At 42.2% G+C, this 19,806-nt stretch carries 13 protein-coding genes; 10 read left to right on the top strand and 3 right to left on the bottom strand.

Annotated elements, in window-relative coordinates:
* Window positions 1-12 precede the first annotated feature (12 nt).
* Window positions 13-276, bottom strand: a complete 264-nt coding sequence (locus tag HXT37_RS06430) for a hypothetical protein (RefSeq protein WP_004108011.1) — start codon at window positions 274-276, stop codon at window positions 13-15.
* Window positions 267-893, bottom strand: coding sequence for a hypothetical protein (locus HXT37_RS06425; RefSeq protein ID WP_012914503.1), 627 nt, complete (start codon window positions 891-893; stop codon window positions 267-269). Before HXT37_RS06425 ends, HXT37_RS06430 begins: the two co-directional genes overlap by 10 nt.
* Before the next feature lie 289 nt (window positions 894-1,182).
* On the opposite strand from HXT37_RS06425, the gene metG reads away from it, so the two are divergent.
* Window positions 1,183-3,054 carry a methionine--tRNA ligase gene (gene metG, locus HXT37_RS06420; protein WP_421779479.1) on the top strand — a complete coding sequence of 624 codons (1,872 nt, stop codon included), beginning with the start codon at window positions 1,183-1,185 and terminating at the stop codon, window positions 3,052-3,054.
* 331 nt (window positions 3,055-3,385) lie between these two features.
* Here metG and HXT37_RS06415 read toward each other — a convergent pair whose 3' ends face one another.
* The gene (locus tag HXT37_RS06415) at window positions 3,386-4,828 is read right to left on the bottom strand and encodes an aminopeptidase C (RefSeq protein ID WP_033888419.1); all 1,443 of its coding nucleotides are present in this window, start codon (window positions 4,826-4,828) and stop codon (window positions 3,386-3,388) included.
* Window positions 4,829-5,391: 563 nt separating this feature from the next.
* Here HXT37_RS06415 and HXT37_RS06410 point away from each other — a divergent pair.
* The 9 genes from HXT37_RS06410 (at window position 5,392) to HXT37_RS06370 (ending at window position 19,789) form a co-directional block, all read left to right on the top strand.
* Window positions 5,392-6,375 carry an ABC transporter permease gene (locus tag HXT37_RS06410; RefSeq protein WP_033888405.1) on the top strand — a complete coding sequence of 328 codons (984 nt, stop codon included), beginning with the start codon at window positions 5,392-5,394 and terminating at the stop codon, window positions 6,373-6,375.
* Between the two features lie 24 nt (window positions 6,376-6,399).
* On the top strand, window positions 6,400-7,347 hold the full coding sequence (locus tag HXT37_RS06405; RefSeq protein WP_421779476.1) for an ABC transporter permease: 948 nt from the start codon (window positions 6,400-6,402) through the stop codon (window positions 7,345-7,347).
* Between the two features lie 21 nt (window positions 7,348-7,368).
* On the top strand, window positions 7,369-9,258 hold the full coding sequence (locus tag HXT37_RS06400) for an ABC transporter ATP-binding protein (protein WP_004107998.1): 1,890 nt from the start codon (window positions 7,369-7,371) through the stop codon (window positions 9,256-9,258).
* 323 nt (window positions 9,259-9,581) lie between these two features.
* Window positions 9,582-11,324 (top strand): ABC transporter family substrate-binding protein, encoded by a 1,743-nt coding sequence (locus HXT37_RS06395; RefSeq protein ID WP_004107996.1) that lies wholly within the window; start codon window positions 9,582-9,584, stop codon window positions 11,322-11,324.
* 179 nt (window positions 11,325-11,503) lie between these two features.
* Window positions 11,504-13,318, top strand: a complete 1,815-nt coding sequence (locus HXT37_RS06390) for an ABC transporter ATP-binding protein (RefSeq protein WP_033888404.1) — start codon at window positions 11,504-11,506, stop codon at window positions 13,316-13,318.
* A 2-nt stretch (window positions 13,319-13,320) separates the two neighbouring features.
* A complete protein-coding gene (locus tag HXT37_RS06385) occupies window positions 13,321-15,117 on the top strand; it encodes an ABC transporter ATP-binding protein (RefSeq protein ID WP_004107992.1) in 1,797 nt (598 codons plus the stop codon).
* Window positions 15,118-15,171: 54 nt separating this feature from the next.
* Complete coding sequence (locus HXT37_RS06380) at window positions 15,172-16,152, top strand: TatD family hydrolase (RefSeq protein WP_421779473.1); 981 nt, start codon at window positions 15,172-15,174, stop codon at window positions 16,150-16,152.
* 164 nt (window positions 16,153-16,316) lie between these two features.
* On the top strand, window positions 16,317-18,950 hold the full coding sequence (locus HXT37_RS06375; protein WP_415685023.1) for a KUP/HAK/KT family potassium transporter: 2,634 nt from the start codon (window positions 16,317-16,319) through the stop codon (window positions 18,948-18,950).
* Between the two features lie 23 nt (window positions 18,951-18,973).
* Window positions 18,974-19,789 (top strand): HD domain-containing protein, encoded by an 816-nt coding sequence (locus HXT37_RS06370; RefSeq protein WP_004107986.1) that lies wholly within the window; start codon window positions 18,974-18,976, stop codon window positions 19,787-19,789.
* Window positions 19,790-19,806 lie beyond the last annotated feature (17 nt).

Below are 19,806 nucleotides of genomic sequence, written 5' to 3'. Positions count from 1 at the left end.
ATTTTTTGCTTTCTATTCATTGCTGTCATACGCAGAAAATAGCACTTCAAAACTGTAACGAACGTCAGGTCCACCTTGTTGAGAAATATATTCTAAAATTTGCGCGTCTGCTGAAGGGTTTGCAATAATCCATTTTCGAAGTTCCGGTATTTTTTGCGCGATGTACCATAGCACTTCCATTTTTGTTGCAGGGTCGATAGCAACAGATGGCGTGAGTATTATAGGTGGTTTTGGAGGGCTGTTTGTTTTAGTTGCATAAGAGTTCTTCATTTCCATGGTTTGTTTGCTTCTTTCGCAATGTTTCGTATCCAATTTCTTGCATGTATTGAGCCTGGGAAATATGGGTTTCCGTCAATAGTACGTTTGCATTTTCGCAAGTCAATGCTGTATTTAGATATCAATAGGTGAGCAATATCTTTTCTATAAGGTTCGTGCTCTTCGTTTTCGCTTGGAGTGTACGCTAAATCGCAAATTGTTCGTTCTGGCGTTGTTATTCTAATTTTTCCAAGTATTACGTATTCTTCATTGTTTAAGTGTCTTCGAAATGCGCGAATCGCATGACCGTGCGGCTTTTTTCTTCTGTGCCCATAATCAATAACATCTATATTTTCAGGAAAATGACCCCCTATCCAAACCCATGCTGCAGTAAATAAACAGGCTATGCTTTCTGTAGGCATAAGATTGCTCACAATATTGCTTCTTCCTTGAGTGGAAATAGCTGCCTTATTTGAATATCCTGCATTTAAATCAAGCCTATTGAATACACCAATTTGAGAAAGTTTTTTCATGCACATTGGACCTGGTAAATGGTTGTCGTCAAGTAATTCTGGGAATTGCGTTTGTGTTTCTTCGCAAATATCCAATAAATTGCGCATATTTTGTTGGTTTTTCAATTTTCTTTAATCCTTTCTTTTTGCATATTTATTTTTCAGCGCGATTATTTACGATTCGTATTGTGCATATTGTTGTTTTTTAGTGCATGTTTTCTAGTGCATTAGTTTCGTAGTGCATAAGTTGAGATTATGTTTATATTTGCTTCAATTCCAGGCTGGTTTTATAACTTGTGGATATGTGGATGAACTCGTGTGAGGCTTGTTATCCAGCGTGTTTTTCTCGTATATTTGGGATTCTTTTTGCAATGTTCTTATGTACTGTCCGCGTTGAACAAGATAATAATTGTCTATGAGTCATATTTTGGTGAATGTTGCTTGGCCGTATGCTAACGGCCCTCGTCATATTGGTCACGTCGCAGGCTTCGGGGTCCCATCAGACGTATATGCGCGTTACGAGCGCATGAAAGGTAATGACGTATTAATGGTGTCTGGCACGGATGAGCACGGTACACCTATTTTGGTTGAAGCAGATAAGGAAGGCGTTTCTGCACAAGAGCTTGCTAATCGTTATAATCGTGTGATTACTAAGGATTTGTGCGATTTAGGTTTGAGCTACGATTTGTTCACGCGTACTACCACTGCAAATCACGAGCATGTTGTGCAAGAAATGTTCCGTCAGTGCTTAAAGAACGGCTATATTTACAAGGGCACTCAGAAGGTTGCTATTTCTCCTTCCACTGGTCGTACTTTGCCAGATCGTTATATTGAAGGCACATGCCCATTGTGTGGCGCAGATGGTGCTCGTGGCGATCAATGTGATGCTTGTGGAAACGAGCTTGATCCGGATGAGCTTATTAATCCAGTTTCTAAAATTAATGGTGAAACTCCGCGCTTTGAAGAAACTGAACATTATTTCCTAGATTTGCCTGCTTTGGCTGAAGCGAATGTTAACTGGCTTCATTCTCGCGAAGGTTGGCGCACGAATGTTATTAATTTCTCGCTTGGATTATTTAATGAAGTAAAGCCGCGAGCTATTACGCGCGATATTGATTGGGGCATTCCTGTTCCTGTTGAAGGATGGATTGATAATCCAAATAAGCGTTTATATGTTTGGTTTGATGCTGTTATTGGCTACTTGTCTGCATCTATTGAATGGGCTCGTCGACAAGGCAAGCCAGACGCTTGGCGTGATTGGTGGTGTGATCCTAAGTCTCCTGGATACTACTTCATGGGCAAAGATAACATTACTTTCCATTCTCAGATTTGGCCTTCGGAAATGCTTGCCTACAACGGTGCTGGTTCTAAAGGTGGTGAGGCTGGCATTTATGGCCCATTGAACATGCCTGAACAGGTTGTTGCTTCTGAGTTCATGACTATGGAAGGCAAGAAGTTCAGCTCTTCGCGCGGAATCGTGATTTATGTGAAGGATATTTTGGCACGTTACCCTGTAGATGCTGTGCGTTACTACATTTCTATTGCGGGTCCAGAAAATTCTGATGCTGATTTCACTTGGGCTGAGTTTGCTCGTCACAATAACGAAGAACTTGCTGCAAGCTGGGGCAATCTTGTCAATCGTGTGGCAAATCTTATTAATAAGAACTTTGGTGTAATTCCTTCTCTTGATGAAGATTCTATGACTGCAATGGATCGCGCTCTTCTCGATCAAACTTCTGATGCTTTTGCTTTGGTTGGTAGTTTGATTGAGCGTCATCGTCAGAAGAATGCTCTTACTGAAGCAATGCGAGTAGTTGCGGATATTAATAAATATATTTCTGCAACTGAGCCTTGGAAAATTAAAGATGATGAGGCTCGCCTTGGTACTGTGTTGCATGTTGCAGCTCAGGCTGTTTCGGATGCTAATCATCTGCTTGCGCCATTCTTGCCTCATGCAGCTCAAAAAGTTTGGGAAGCACTTGGTGGCACTGGCGTATTCTCGCCTTTGCCTCATATTGAAGAAGTTGAAGATTTGGATAATCCAGACTTCAAGTATCCGATTATTACGGGCGATTATCGCTTGGGGGAAACTATTCATCCTTGGGAGAGTGAGGAGTTGGTAGCAGGTACGCCTGTGCCTAAGCCAAGTCCTATTTTTGCCAAGATTCCAAAAGAAGCAGTTGAGGAGGAGCTTGAGCGTTTTGCATCTGCTTTGTCCGAGCGTCAGCGTGTCGAGGCGGAAAGACTTGCTGCAGCAAAAAAATCTTTGGAAAATAGTGAGAAATAGGTTGAAATTCTCAATAAATAAATTGTAAAATTAAAGAACATAGCAAATGGTTCTCTAAAAGAAAATATTTTAAGGAAATTTTAAGGAAAAACTCTTTTCTTTGGACGAATGTTTAGCTATACTAACATATGTTAATGGTTCGCCATTAGCGAGGTTCGTTTTCGAACCCCATAATTGAAACCTTCTTCTCTCTTTCTCTCTGCCCCGGCGGGTTTCTCTTCCGCCGGGCTTCTTTTTAATTTGTGAAAAAAGTAAAACAACAATAAAAGCGCAGACTGCAAAAACAATCTGCGCTCACATAGTTACCAAACTTAATTTTAATGGTAACGATTTAACGGCAACGCTTCGAAAGTGGCGCCCACGGTTCAAGCATTACTGGTTCTTGATCCAATACAGCTAAAGTTTCTTTGTCAAGGTACTTTTTGTTGATGATTATTTCGTTCACATAACGATCGAACCACTCTGCTGAGCCAACATAATAGCCATCTTCGCCAGCATCCTTGCCCCAGCTGTTCTCGATCTTCCAGCGATCTGGCTCGCCATCTTTGTTAAGATTCACGCCAGTGAATGTCATTGCGTGATTTCCTGGGCAATCCATATATTCCAAGCCGTGAGCTTTATCGAATGTAAACTTCACGTCAAACAATTCATCTACGCGCACAACTGCAGGATCGAAGAATCCACTGTCACGCAAGGAGAACTGCGTGCAATCGCATGCAAACCAGATTGGATGACCATCTTTTAATTGGTCTACAGCTGCTTTTTTGAATACATCGAGAGGCACATTAACAAATTCCATTTCCTTTGTTTCAGCTACGTTGGTGCTGTACTTAAATTGGTAGAGCTTGTTGAATGGTGTGCGTTCCATAGGTGCGTTGCATATTGTTACGAAGTCGTTTACGTCAACTGGAACGTACTTCTTTGCGAACTCAAGTGGAGTAATTCCGTATTCACAAATCATTGGACGCTCATCTTTGCCGGTTTTTGGCTTGTCAGCTTTGCCGGTTTTCTCGCCATCTTTCTTGGTTTCGTCTTTTTCGCCGTCCTTCTTATCGTCATCGTCATCTTTAGTTCGTGCGAAGAAGTCAAACTGTGCAGGTGGTTCACCCAGGGCAATAGTTGTCATACGATAAACGGTTTCCAAATCGCGAACTTTCATTTCGCGCAATTCTTCCAAAGAAGTTCCGTTCTTATGAGCTTCACGCAATTCGTATGCAAACTCGCGCAACTTGGTATTGATGTATTGTACGAATGCATCAGAGTCGACTGAGTTCTGTGAATCTGGATATGCACTCTTTGGCACAAGTCCGTACTTGTTTACCAAGTTGACGAACATTTGCCACCAGCCGCCGTCATCGATTGGACCATAGTTAATGCTCTCAAAAAGTCGGCTATTAACATCTTCATCAAGTGTTGAAAGCACATTTTCCAAATAAGCGTTTGCTTTTTCAATCTTGTCCCAGAAGAATAGGTAGCTTTCTGAAAACTCAAAGTCGTCTAAATTCCACTTATGCATTACTTCGTATCGCAAAGTATTAAGTGAGGCGAACATCCAGCAGCGTCCGGAGCGTTTCTGATTGGTAATGCTGCCTTGTTTTAATTCTATTGAGAATTCGCGAGGAAGAGCACGCTTGCCTTGGTAGCTTGTTGCGGCTTTAAGCACACCATTTGTTACTGCTGCATTCGCGGCGAGAAGATTTGCGCGCTGTTCGTTAAAATGTTTGGAATAATTTTTTACATGTTCCAGAGTTACGGCTTTGACGTTTTCAGCCATGAGCTTATTCATTCTCCTTTTAGAGTTGAAAGTACGAATAAAAAATATTGTATACTGCTCAATGTCTCGCGTGTGTTTCTTGTCTATGCCTATTTTCGGCATTTGCTTGAATACTATTAATTATTTTAGTAAAACTACAATTTTTTCGGTAAATATTCAGTTTTTGTAATTAAATTTTGAATTTATTATATTTGCTTATAAAACGTATTTTGTATGTATAAAAATACTTTTTTGATTTTAAAATACATGTCTTTGTGTAAAAATATAGCTAGAAATCACTGATATTTTGCGTTTTTTTGCATGTTTAGATATGTATAATGTAACTTATATATACGAAATTTTTCCCTTGGGTATTGAGAAAAGTGTTGTGCAAAAATATTTTCTGTTTGTCTCTTTGTACATAGCTTGGCTAAAAATATACTAATTATGTGTCCCGGATTGACAAGGGTTGATTCAAACACGCCCTTTTCAAGGTCGAGTGTTAGATCGGCAATACTGTAAATCACAAGATTTATGGATGCCGAATGGAGGTAAAAAATGGCTAGTCGTAGAAAAGAGTCACAATGATACGATACATCGTTAAACGATGCCTGAATTATGTGGTGATGTTGTTTGTTGCCGTATCCATGACGTATTTCTTGACAAGTGCTTTTATGAGACCGCGTTCGAACTACATGTCTAGGCATCCGCATCCACCTATTGCATCAATCAACCGTTCTTTGGATTTGGCAAATATTAACGACCAGACTCCAGTGTTTACTCGTTATTGCCGTTGGATTTACAACATTTTTACTAAGTGGGATTGGGGATTGAGCCCAGATCAGGCTCCAGTTGGCCCGGCAATTATGTCTCGTATTGGCGCATCTGTTCAGCTGGTTACTGGCGCTACAATTCTTGGCATTGTTCTCGGTGTTAGCGTTGGTGTTTACACTGCTATCCGTCAGTACAAGTGGCAAGATAGAGTTCTTAATTCCACCGCAACCTTCCTGTTGGTTGTTCCTGCAGCAGTTTTGGGTTTGATGGTTGTGCTTGCTGCTATTAGCATTAACCACGCAACAGGCGTGCGACTTTTCTACGTTACTGGTTTGCACTCTTACCAGGGTTCTGACCCGTTCATGTTCCTTCTTGACTTCCTTCAGCATTTGATTTTGCCGACGATTGTTATGACAATTCCTGGCATGGTTGGGTATCATTTAACGCAGCGCACGTATCTTCTCGATACTATGAATGCTGATTACGTTCGTACGGCTCGCGCTAAGGGCTTACCTTTGAATTTGGCTATTCGCCGCCACGCTTTGCGTACTTCTTTGATTCCAACAGCTGTTGACGTCGCCTTCTCTATTGCAGGCGTGTTTACGGGTGCTGTGATTACTGAAACCGTGTTTGCTATTAACGGTCTTGGTAGCTACTTCGTTCAGACCATTATGCAGAACGATATTAACGGTTCTGTTGCTATTGCAGCGTTTGGTGCTGTATGTACCTTAGTTGGTGCTCTGCTTGCAGATATCTTCTCTGCTTGGCTCGACCCACGTATTCGTTTGAACTAGCAGAACAGTGTAGGTGAATTTGATATGAATAAAAAAGATGTATCTTCAAAACCTCAAGAGTCTGCTGCAGATAGAAAAGCTACTGCTGGTGCCTGGGGCAACTTTAAGCGCACTGGTAAGATGACGCTTTATACGCGTCGATTCTTCCGTCGCCCGTCTGCAGTTGTGGGCTTGGTTATGCTCATAATTTTGATTCTTTTTGCTTTGTTTGGCTCAAAGATTTCAAAGTGGAGCTACGACGAACCAGACTTTTCTTCTTTAGCAACTCCTCCTTCTGCAGAGCATTGGCTGGGAACTACGCCAGGCGGTTCAGACATGTACGCAATGGTTGTGCGCGGACTTGGCCGTTCACTTTCCATTGGTATTGTTAGCTCTATTACCATTACAGTTATTGCTGCTTTGGTTGGTACTGCTATTTCTTACTTCGAAGGATGGTTTGAGCAGGTTGGTATGTGGCTTTTGGACATGCTGCTGATTGTTCCTTCCTTCCTGCTGATTGCTTTAATCATTAGTGCTTCTAGTGGTGGTAGCGATTGGCTGTGGTTGGCATTTGGCTTAACAGCTTTTGGTTGGATTGGTTACGCTCGTACTCTTCGTACGTTGACTTTGAGCTTGCGCGAACGTGAGTATGTTCGTGCAGCTAAGTTCGAGGGTGTTTCTTCGTTCCGCATTATTGTGCGCCACTTGGTTCCAAACTTGGGTTCTGTATTGATTATTAACACGGTTCTTGGTGTTATTGGTGCGATTAACGGCGAAACTGCTTTGAGCTTCTTGGGCCTTGGTATTAAGGCTCCGGATACTTCTCTTGGTACTTTGCTTAATGCTGGCCAAAGCGTTGTGCAGACTTCTCCGTGGGTGATTTTGGTGCCGTCTGCAGTGCTTGTTTTGCTAACCTTCTCCGTGCAGCTTATTGGTGACGGTTTGCGTGATGCCATTGATCCATATTCTAGGTCTGTTGGTAAGGCCGACTAACGAGCGTTTGGAGTGATAAACATGACTGATATTGCAAATAACGCTATTAAGGAAGAAACCACGATGGAAGATCAAAACAACGAACCGTTGCTTTCAGTACGCGACTTGCAAGTTAGCTTCGCTTCTGAAGCTGGTACTGTGCATGCTGTGCGCGGAATGAATTTTGATTTGTACCGCGGAAAGACTATTGGTATCGTTGGCGAGTCCGGTTCCGGTAAGTCGGTTACTTCTTTGGCTGTGATGGGCTTGCTGGATAAAAACGCTAGCGTTAAAGGCTCTGTAAAGTATAAGGGCGAGGAGCTTTTAACTAAGTCTGATGCAGAAATGAGTAAGATTCGTGGCAAGAATATTGCCATGGTTTTCCAGGATCCTCTTTCTGCTTTAACTCCAGTTTTCTCTATTGGCGATCAGCTTAAGGAAGCTTTGGTTATTCATAATCCTGACATGACTGAAGAGCAGATTCGCGAGCGTTCTATTGAATTGCTTGATTTGGTTGGTATTACTAAGCCGGCTGAGCGTTTGAAGGCTTTCCCTCACGAGTTTTCTGGTGGTATGCGCCAGCGCGTGATGATCGCTATGGCTATTGCCAATAATCCTGACATTATTATTGCCGACGAGCCTACTACCGCTTTGGATGTGACTATTCAGGCTCAGGTTTTGGAAGTTTTGAAGAAAGCTCAGCGCGAAACCGGCGCTGCAATGATTTTTATTACTCACGATTTGGGCGTAATTGCTGGCGTTGCAGACGAAGTTATTGTTATGTATGCGGGTCATTTGGTTGAGCATAATAGCGTTGAAGAGATTTTTGCTCATCCAACTCAGCCGTACACTATTGGCTTGTTGGGCGCTGTTCCTCGCGTTGATCAAAAGCGCACTCGTCGTTTGACTCCAATTTCTAAGCCGACTATGGATATGCTTATGGCTGAAGAAGAAAGCGGCGACGACAGCACAATGATGGGTCTTGAAGCGGAAAGCGAAACTGTTCGCTCGTTGCTTCATGCGGAAACCGAAAAGCCAATTAAGCCAATGTTTGAAGGCATTCCTCGTGAACAACGAAAAGTTGTTTTGGATGTTAAGAACTTGGTTAAAACATTCCCAATTACTAGCGGCGGCTTCTTGCGACGTAAGGTTGGCGAAGTTCGCGCGGTTGATGGTGTGAGTATTGAGGTTCGTGAAGGCGAAACAGTTGCTTTGGTTGGTGAGTCTGGTTCTGGTAAGTCCACGACTTTGATGGAGATTATGGGCTTGAAGAAGCCTGAGTCTGGTTCTATTACAGTTTTTGGTACTGAGTTGAACGATAAGTTGACTCGTGAGCAGCGTCGCGAACTTCGTTCTAAGATTCAGTACGTGTTCCAGGACCCAATGAGCTCGCTTGATCCTCGTATGCTTGTTTACGATATTTTGGCCGAGCCTTTGCTCGTGCAAAAGAAGTCGAAGGAAGAAATTCGCCAGCGTATTGCTGAGCTTATGCAATTGGTTGAGTTGAATCCTGATCAAGTTGATCGCTTCCCAACGCAGTTCTCCGGCGGCCAGCGTCAGCGTATCGCTATTGCTCGCGCTTTGGCTGTGAATCCTAAGCTTTTGCTTCTTGATGAGCCAGTTTCGGCTTTGGATGTTTCTATTCAGGCTGGAATTATTAACTTGCTTGAAGATTTGCAAGACAAGTTGGGTGTTGCTTACTTGTTCGTGGCGCATAACATGGCTGTTGTTCGACATATTTCTAGCCGTATTGCTGTTATGTATCACGGTCGAATTGTTGAATCTGGTGAAACGGATGAGGTGTTTGATAATCCAAAGCACCCTTACACTCAGGCTTTGATTAGCGCTGTGCCAATTCCGGATCCTACAATTGAGAAGAACCGTAAGCGTATTATTCTTTCTGAAGAAGATAATTTTGACGATGTTAGGTAATTCATGACTTGTTGATTTTAGTTAATCTTCATCAATCTGAATAAATTACTTAGTCGCGCATGTTTATTACAACATGCGCGATTTTTTATTGTGTAACATAAATTTAAAAAACGTAATATATTTTGTTTTTTAGCCAAAATAAACTAAAAAATTTTCTGTTCTGCTCATTGTAGATAATAAATTATTCTTTTTTGCCTAATTTTCATAAAGTTGAAAAGAAAAAAATCAATATTTTGTGAAAACGATTTGTCGAATGTCATAGAGTTGTATATACTCATACAACATACCGGAAGACGGACATCATCCGGGGAATGAGAGGAATCATGAAAAATACAAATGCAGGTAAACTGACTGTATTTGCCGCAGCTGCACTTTCTGTTGCAATGCTGCTCGGCGCTTGCGGCGGTGCTACTAACAATGCTGGTAAAGCAGGTATGACTGAAGAGCCAGCTGCTGGTGTTGACACTTCTTACACTGGCGAACTTCCAATGCCAGATGTCAACAAGCGTTACGATAATCCACAGTCACGTGACAACGTTAAGGACGGCGGCACTTACACCGTTGCTCTTCCTGTTCTCGGCCCAAACTGGAATTACGCTTCTAACGACGGTAACTCTGGTTACATGAATACTTTGTGGGGCTTCTACCAGCCAAATCTTATGGCTTATGACACCGTTAAGGGTGAAAAGCTTAAGTACAACCCTGACTACATCACTTCCGTCAAGAAGGTTAGCGATAAGCCACTCGTTGTTCAGTACAACTTGAACCCAAAGGCCAAGTGGAATGACGGCACTGATATTGATTACACCGCATTTAAGGCTACTTGGCAGGCTTTGAACGGAAAGAACAAGGATTACTCCGTCCCAAGTACTGAAGGCTATGACTGCATCAAGAGTGTTGAACAAGGTTCCACTCCAAAGCAGGTTATAGTGACTTATGAGAAGCCATGCGCAACATGGGAAATGCTTTTCGCTCCACTGGTTCATCCAAAGGCCGGTGACGTTAAGACCTTCAACCAGGGTTGGGTAAACAATCCTCACAACGAGTGGGGTGCAGGTCCATTCCAGATTGAATCCGCAACCGAAAATCAGGTTGTTTTCACCCGCAATCCAAAGTGGTGGGGTAAGAAGGCAAAGCTCGATAAGGTCGTTGTAAAGCGTATGGAAGATACTGCAGCTTTGAACGCTTTCCAGAACGGTGAAATCGATGCTGTAACCGATACCATTTCTTCTAAGGACGCAATCAAGTCTGCTCGTAGCGTTAAGGGTGCTCAGCTGCGTTACGGCTACAGCACCAAGGTTCGCGTGCTTAACTTCAACGCTAAGTCCAAGCCACTTAACGAGCTTGCAGTTCGTAAGGCTGTTGTTCAGGCATTCGACGTTGCTACCTACAACAAGATTCAGTTCCAGGGCATGAACTGGAAGAGCGAGCAGCCAGGTTCTGAGCTTCTCTCCATGTTCCAGGCTGGCTACAAGAACAATCTTCCTGCTGACGGCAAGTACAACACCGAAAACGCTAAGAAGACCCTTGAAGCTGCTGGTTACAAGATGGGCAAGGATGGCTACTACGCCAAGAATGGCAAGACTCTTGAGATTTCCTTCACCTTCTTCGGCGATGATTCTACTCAGGCAGCTCTTGCTAACGCATTCCAGGCCATGATGAAGAAGGCTGGAATTAAGTGCAAGACTGTGAACCATGCTGTTGCTAAGTTCTCCGAGGTTGTTGCTTCGCACGAGTACCAGGTGCTTCCATTGGCATGGCAGTCCACATCTCCATTGAGCTTCTTGTCTGCAGCAAGCCAGGTTTACAAGTCTGATAGCGATTCCAACCTCGGTCTCGTTGGCAATAAGAAGATTGATGCTATGCTCAACAAGATTGGCAAGACCTACGATTACAAGGAACAGACTGATTATGCAAACAAGGCAGAGTCTGCAGCTCTCGCACTCTACGGAACTCTTCCAGTTTCTGCTCCTCCTATTTACCAGGTGTTCAAGAAGGGCTTTGCTAACAACGGCCCTGCTGGTTACGCAAGCACCTACCCAGAGGATATGGGCTGGCAGAAGTAAGTAAATTTGTAGCGATAATTCGCGCAAGTTTACTAAGCTGATTGCTTAACTTATAGCATGTGGCGTGTAGTCTTTTGGCTACACGCCACATCTTTTTGTGTATGCTAATGTGAGAAAATAGTATAAATTTAAAATTAAGTCTCAAAAAGCAAAATCGGAAACAAAGGAGAAGCTGGCGCATGTACGTCAATCCGAATAAACGCAAAGATGCGAGTAACGTGCGCTGGGTATTGCAATACTGTAAGCCGGACATGTGGAAAGTTTGGCTTGCTATTTTTCTATTTATTATCAATGACACGATGGCAATGACAATGCCGTTGCTTTCGGGCTTTATTGTAGACAAAATCATTATTGGCAAACAGCATAATTTGCTTATAAGCGTATGCGTTTTGATGGTAGCAATGATGATTGTTCGCGTTGGCTCAAGGTATATTTACCAGCTTTTAATGGAAAAGTTTGGTCAAAATGCCGTGTATCGCCTGGTGAGCGACGAGTACGAAAAGCTTCATTCTCTCGATTTTACGTACTTTAATCACACGCGCACAGGCGACATTATGAGTCGTATGACATCGGATACTGACGCGATTCGTCATATTTTAAGTTGGGTTTCGTATATGGCGTTAGATTGTGTAGTAATGTTCGTGCTAGCGCTGGTTATAATGTTTTCAATTCAGTGGAAGCTCGCTTTAGCACTTATGTCAATTACGCCATTTTTGTTTCTGCTCGCAAAAATTATGGGCAAAAAAGCTAGACCGAAATTCCTTGCAATTCGTGAATCCTTTGCGCGCATGAATTCAATGGTGGAAGAAAATATCGAGGGGAATCGCGTAGTAAAAGCTTTCGTGCGTGAGGATTACGAAACTAAGAAATTCGATAAGTGCAACGAAGACTACTTTAATTGCAATATTACGCTTGCAAAAAATACTCAAAAATACATGCCTTGGCTCGATGGCATGGGTTTTGTGCTTGAGCTTATAACAGTTGGTTTCGGCGGATGGCTTGTTTTGAATGGCAACATGACTTTAGGTGCATTCGTCACTTTTAATAGCTTCCTTTGGATGCTACACATGCCTGTACGAATGGTGGGCTGGCTTATTAATGATTGGCAGCGTTTTAACGCAGGATGCGTGAATATTCGCAAACTTCTTACGCAAGAATCGCATATTAGACATCCAAAAGAAGCGGACGAAACCGTTAAAATTAGAGGTAAAATTACTTTTGAGCATGTTGATTTTTCATTCCCAGACGATCAAGACTCTCCAATCTTAAAAGATATTGATTTAGACGTTCCTGCTGGAAGCAAACTGGGTATTCTTGGTGAAACTGGTTCCGGCAAATCAACTCTCGTAAGTCTTATAGCAAGATTCTATGATCCTACGCGTGGTCGTGTTTTAATTGACGGAAAAGACGTGCGCGAATGGCCGTTAGAAACTGTTCGTAACCAAGTTAGCATAGTTGCGCAGGAAACATTCCTATTTTCGGACACTATTGCAGGAAATATTAGTTTTGGATTACCTCAAACTAAAGAAAATTGTAAGGAATTAGATAATACCATTCGCACGATGGCAACAATTGCTGCAGCAGACGATTTTATTATGGATATGCCAGAAGGCTATGAAACAGTAGTAGGCGAGCGTGGGGTAGGTCTTTCTGGTGGGCAAAAGCAGCGTTTGAGCTTAGCTAGAGCGTTGGCAAATAATCCTGCAATCTTGATTATGGACGATACAACTTCTGCTGTAGATATGGAAACGGAAGAGCATATTCAGCAGGAGCTGAAAAAGCTTGATGGCACGCGCACAATAATCACTATTGCGCACAGAATCTCATCCGTTAAAGATGCAGACATGATTGTTGTGCTAGATCACGGGAAAATTATTGAACGCGGCACGCATGCTCAGCTTGTTGCAGCGCACGGGAGGTATTGGGAGATCTATAGAAAGCAACTTGGCTTTAAAACTGGCAGGTCTGCAGGATTCGAAACGAAGGGGGAGTAGAAATGGCACAACGTAATACTTATCGTGAAGACGAAGGTCAAGAAGAACACATAAACGTGCACGAACTTATGCGCGTTAGAAAATATATGAAGCCGTATGCTACTAAACTTCTATTCGTAATTATGGTAGTTATTAGCGGCAGCATCATTATGACAGCGATGCCAATGATTACGAAAACGCTAATCGACGTTGTATTGTCTCAGAAAAACGTCAATTATTTATATACAATTATTGCCGTATTCGCACTGCTCATTATATTGTATGAGCTTGGTTTAGCGTACAGAACTTTAGCAATTACGCGCATCGGCCAGATGATAATCAAAGACATGCGACGCGATATTTTTACGCATGTTCAATCATTATCTTTTGATTATTTTGATTCGCGTCCGCATGGGAAAATTCTGATTCGCATCGTAAACTACATCAATACGCTTTCTGACACGCTTTCGTCTGGTTTAATTAACGTATTTTCCGACGTTTTTGTGCTTATTATTACATTAATAACAATGTTTGTTATAGATTGGCGAATGGCTTTGTGGAGCTTAGCGCTATTCCCAATATTTATAATTTGGACGCGAACTTTACAAATTTTGCAAAGAAAAGCGTCTAAAAAATTATCAAATAAACAAAGTAATTTAAATGCGTATTTGCACGAATCAATCGCAGGAGTAAAAACAACGCAAACTTTTGCGCGAGAAGCTACAGCATACGCTACTTTCCAAGAGCAACAAGCAGAAGTAAGAAGTGCTTGGATGCGAAACGTTAGAGTGCAAATGTTACTTTGGCCTGGTGCTTCAATTATTGAGACTGCAGCAATAGCGCTTTTGTATTACTCTGGCATAGCAAACTTAGGTGCAATGAACGTGAGCACGGGAACACTTATAGCATTTGTTTGGTATTCGACTACTTTCTGGGATCCAGTAGTAAATATTGGAAACTTCTATACGCAACTTGTAACGTGCTCAGTTTATTTGGAACGAATTTTTGAAACTCTACGAATTAAGCCAAATATCGTAGATAAGCCAGATGCTATTCAATTGCCTCAAATCGAAGGAAAAGTAGACGTAAACGACGTTGTTTTCCGTTACGAAGAAGATGGAAGGCCAATATTAAACTTGGTTGATTTGCATGTTAATCCTGGCACTACTGTAGCTCTTGTGGGACCTACTGGTGCAGGAAAAACAACTCTCGTAAGTCTTCTTTCTAGATTCTACGACGTTTCAGAAGGCTCGATTACTATAGACGGGTACGATGTACGTTCAGTAACGCTCGCATCTCTTAGAAAACAAATGGGCGTAATGTTGCAAGATAGTTTTATTTTCAGTGGAACCGTACGCGAGAACATCCGTTATGGAAAGCTCGATGCCACTGATGAAGAAATTGAGATTGCAGCGCGTGCAGTTCATGCTCACGAATTTATTGAAGGATTACCGAACGGATACGATACTGAAATTGAAGAGCGCGGAGCCACTCTTTCTGCAGGTCAGCGTCAGCTTATATCGTTTGCGCGAGTATTGCTTGCGAATCCGCGAATTCTTATTCTAGATGAGGCAACAAGTAATATTGATACTCGTACAGAAGAAGCATTACAAGCAGGATTAGCTCAATTACTTAAAAATCGCACATCTTTTGTAATAGCGCATAGGCTTTCGACGATTGAGAATGCGGATTTGATTTGTGTAATCGATCATGGAGAAATTGTTGAAAAAGGCACTCATAACGAGCTTATGGAGGCAAGAGGAGCGTATTATCGTCTTGTAAAATCGCAATATGATGCAATTCGCAAAGCAGTTTTATAAATACTTATCATTCAATAAAAATTGACAGTTGAGTTTGCGAGTAGACTTAAAAATATGAGTAAACATCATCGCGAACATAATTGGGCGCCGGCTTTAGCAACGCAATCTGCAGTATGGGAAAATCTGCTACAAGAAGGAATAACAATTGCAGACGATCACACGCACATGATTAGCGTTGTGGATTTTGCACATAATTTGAATCAAGAATTAGCAGAAAAAGGTCGCGATTTAATAGCGGAACCTACTGCAGACGATTTAGTTGTTCAAGCAAAATCATCAGGCGTTTCGCACATGCTAGAAGTCGGATGTGAATATCCAGATTGGGAGCCGACGATTAAGTTTGCTCAAACGCATGAAAATTCAGTTCGCGCAGCAATAGCAATACACCCAAACGAAGCAGTATTACACGGTCACAAAGGAGCTAAAGGCCCTGACGGACTGCCGATAGTTTACAAGCCGTATCACGATATTCCATTTGACGAAGCTATGCAACATTTGCGCTCGCTAGTAATTGCTCATCCAAAAGAAGTAGTGGCAATAGGCGAAACTGGCTTAGACTACTTTCGTACGGGAGAGCCTGCGCGAGAAGCACAAATAGAGGCTTTTCGCGACCATATTGCGCTCGCAAAAGAGCTGAATTTACCTTTACAAATTCACGATCGTGATGCGCATGAAGACGTAGTAAAAGTCTTACTAAAAGATGGCGCTCCTGAGCGAACAGTATTTCACAGTTATGCTGGTGGTGTGGATTTAGCCGAAATATTGAAAGAGCACGGTTGGTACGCAAGTTTTTCTGGAACTATAAGTTACAAAGGCAATGATGAATTACGCGAATCTGCGCGAATTATTGGCGAAGACCATATAACTGTTGAAACGGATGCGCCTTATTTAACGCCAATGCCGTATCGTGGACGGCCAAACGCGCCTTATATGGTTCCTTATACGCTAGAAACACTTTCTGAAGTTCTAAATATATCGTTATTGCAAGCAGCGAAAGTTACACGCGAAAATACGCGAAAAATTTACGAATTTTAGGAATATAAAATCCTTAATTTTCAAGGATTTTTTAATATTTTTTGCGCGATGCACTATTGTTGTATACAATATCCAAGTACGGAAATAAAACTGTGAGGTGTGAGGTTTATGCGACTTCTTGTTGGCATCAAGAAGAAACCTCATATATGGAGGAACAATTAAGCATGACTAAGTCACGCACTACTGTACCATCAAACGATAGTACAAAGGATCCTCGCAACGGCGCGAAAGATTCCGAGAAAAGCACTAAATCCTTAAAAGGTACTAAGGATGCTATATTGCGAGCTGCCTCGTTTACTAAGGCTCCTCAGGTGTCAAAAAAAACGACAACACGCGAAGAGCGCAAAGTAATAGCTCAGCAGCAAGCGCAAGAGGTAAAAGAAGCAGAAAAGCTTGTTGCTAGTGCAGTACGAGGTCCGTTAGGTAGATGGTGGGCAAAATTGCAAACCAGTTCCGATCGTTTTACATTGGGAATGGCAATTGTTGCTCTTGGCGTTGTCTATGGCGATATTGGTACTTCTCCGCTTTATACTGCGCAAACATTTTTAGCAGGTCAAGGCGGCTTACAAAACATAAATCGCGCGACTATCTACGGAATGCTTTCGCTACTGTTCTGGTCAATCACATTAATTACAACCGTAAAATACGTATTTGTTGCAATGAGAACAGACAACAAAGGCGAAGGCGGCATTTTTGCTTTATATTCGCTTCTACGTAAAAAAGGCGCGTGGCTTGCAATACCGGCAATGATTGGTGGAGCCGCGTTTTTGGCAGATTCTGTGCTGACTCCTGCAGTTTCCATCTCTTCAGCAGTTGAAGGTTTGCGCACTATTGCAGTGTTTAAGCCAATATTCTTAGAAAATGAGAATTTGTCGATGATGATTACGGTTATTATAATCGTCATACTTTTCTCTGTACAGCAACGCGGAACCGAGCGAATTGGCAAAGTATTTGGCATTGTTGTGATGCTTTGGTTTGCTTTCCTTGCGCTGGTTGGTGTCATGAACATTGGCCAAGATTGGACTATTTTTGAAGCACTTAACCCGATTTATGGCATAAAATTCCTGTTTAGCACGCATAATGTGCAGGGATTAGCGGTTATGGGTGTGATCTTCCTTTCTACTACCGGTGCTGAAGCGTTATATTCTGATATGGGTCATGTTGGTAGAGGCAATGTGTACGCAACCTGGCCGTTTATTAAAATTGCTTTGCTGCTGAATTACTTTGGGCAAGGCGCTTGGATGTTGAAAAATCAAAACGATAAAGCATTATGGTCAATAGAAGGTTTGAACCCGTTCTTCCAAATGCTTGAACCGAATGTGCGATATGTTGCCGTTATTCTTTCGGTTACTGCTGGCATTATTGCTTCTCAAGCGCTGATTACAGGCGCATACACAATGGTTTCTGAGGCAACAAGCCTAAATTGGATGCCACATTTGCAAGTGCGATATCCTGCTAGAACTCGTGGACAGCTGTATATTCCAGTTGTGAATGTTGTGCTGTGTGTTGCCACTATTACGGTTCTTGCAGTATTCCGCGATTCTGAACATATCTCTGGCGCATACGGTTTAGCTTTAACTCTAACTATGCTTGCTACGACTATTTTGCTTACAGTGCACATGTGGTATCAGAAGAAGCGATTTGGTGCCTTCATATTTGCAATCGTATTCCTCATGATTGAGATGATGTTCTTTGTGGCTTCCATGGCGAAATTCATGCACGGTGGCTGGTTTACTATGCTGCTCGGTGTTTCAATTTTGATCATTATGGTCACTTGGAAAGATGGAACTAAAATTGAGCGTTCGCAACGTTTGCACATGAAACCGAAAGATTTCCTACCTGTGCTAGATAAGTTGCACGGAGATTTCCGTATTCCGTATTTCGCTGACAATATTGTGTATTTGACTTCCGATTGTGAAATGAAGCGTCTCGATACTGGAATCTTCTTCTCTATTTTTGCCGACCATCCAAAGCGTGCTAGAGCTTGGTGGGCTGTTTCTGTAGAAACAGATGACGCTCCGTTTACTCGTGAGTATTGTGTAGAGAATTTCGGTACGGACTACTTATTCCGCGTAAAAATTAAACTCGGATTTAAAGTGTCGCCTTCTATACCAGCGTATCTTCACCAAATTATGCATGACTTGTCGCACACGGGCGAACTTCCTCAGCAAAAATCCGTGTATCCGAAGGTTGATGCAGATCCAGATATTGGACCAATTCGATATGTTCTGTTGCACAAAGCGTTGATGCCGGAATCTAATATTTCTGTGCGTGGAGCGTTATCTTTAAAGATGAAATATGCAATTAGACATGTTGCTGGTACGCCTGTTAAATGGTTTGGTTTGGCTCCTTACAATCCGGTTGTTGAAGTGCAGCCGTTGTTTATTTCTACTCGCAGACCTCCGCGTTTGAAGCGTGAAGACTGTTCTCAGCGAGCAGTTCAATCTTTGCAAGGTGCCTCAGCGCTTGAAACTAATATTCACGTTGTGAAAGATATCAGACCTACTGATGCTGAGCAGACTGCTGTTATGAACGCACGAGATATTGCTGCTGCTAATGTGATGTTTGCTAACGAAAAACTTGCCAATACTGGGAAAATTAGCCCAGTTCCAATTAAAGAGACAAAAAAAGTTAGCGTGGAGAAGCTTAATAAAGATGGGGCAAATATCGATGCAGCGAATGTAACGCATGCTGTTGTGCAGGCTGTGGAGGATGCTGCTCGTGCCAATGATGCGAATAGTGTGAAATCTGAAAAGAGTGCAGCAACTGAAAAGAGTGCAAAAAATAATCTTAAGTAAGAATCTTAAGGAAGAGCCTTAAAATGGAAAATGGTGCAGAAAGTATACTTAATTGCAACTCGATAAAACTCGCTGATTTACCTGATTTTGGTGAAGTAGAGAAATTGCATAGTGCAACTGCACCATCTTCTGCTGCTTATGAGCTTATTCACGGTCATTGTGTTGTAATCTCAACAATTGCTTGGCAAATTGCTCATCATTGCAATATGCTTTTGTCCGCTGAAAATCGTGCTGCTCAAATGAGTGAAACTTTGCGTAAGCGTGCTGAAATAGCAAAAAATTGCCTTCAGGAGCTTGTCGGAGATAGTTATGCAATATTACCTGCGCTTAGTGGTGGCTTAGCTCCAAAACAGTATATTGATGAATACGCAGCTTTAATAGGTGGATTGTTGCACGATATTGGCACGTATTTTGTGCTTGAAAGTGATGGCAGTAGCAACGCTGGTGGCATATTACGCTTTGATGGACCGAATTATATTTTGCATGGTTTGCGTGGATATAAATATTTAATTGATAATGGTTTTAGTGAGGATGCTGCGCAATTTGCGCGCAATCATACTGGAGTTGGCTTAACTCGAGAGCAAGTTATTGCGCAAAATTTGTCTCTTCCTGCTGAAGACTATATTCCGCAAACAGTTGAGCAAGAAATTGTTATGGTTGCGGATAAATATAACAGCAAATCGATACCTCCTCGTTTTTTGACAGTCGATTCTTATCGTCGCAAGGCTGCGCGATTTGGTGAAGACAATGCTAATCGTTGGATGCAATTGGTTGCGAAATATGGTGAGCCAGATATTGCAGGTCTGGCAGAAATCTTTAATATGCGTGTTGATGCGTGAGCGTTATTGATTTTTTG

The organism is Gardnerella sp. DNF01151 (assembly GCF_049244235.1).
GTDB classification, from domain to species: domain Bacteria; phylum Actinomycetota; class Actinomycetes; order Actinomycetales; family Bifidobacteriaceae; genus Bifidobacterium; species Bifidobacterium swidsinskii.
The sequence above is the reverse complement of the archived record's forward strand: the minus strand, read 5'-3'. Positions and strand labels throughout refer to the sequence as shown.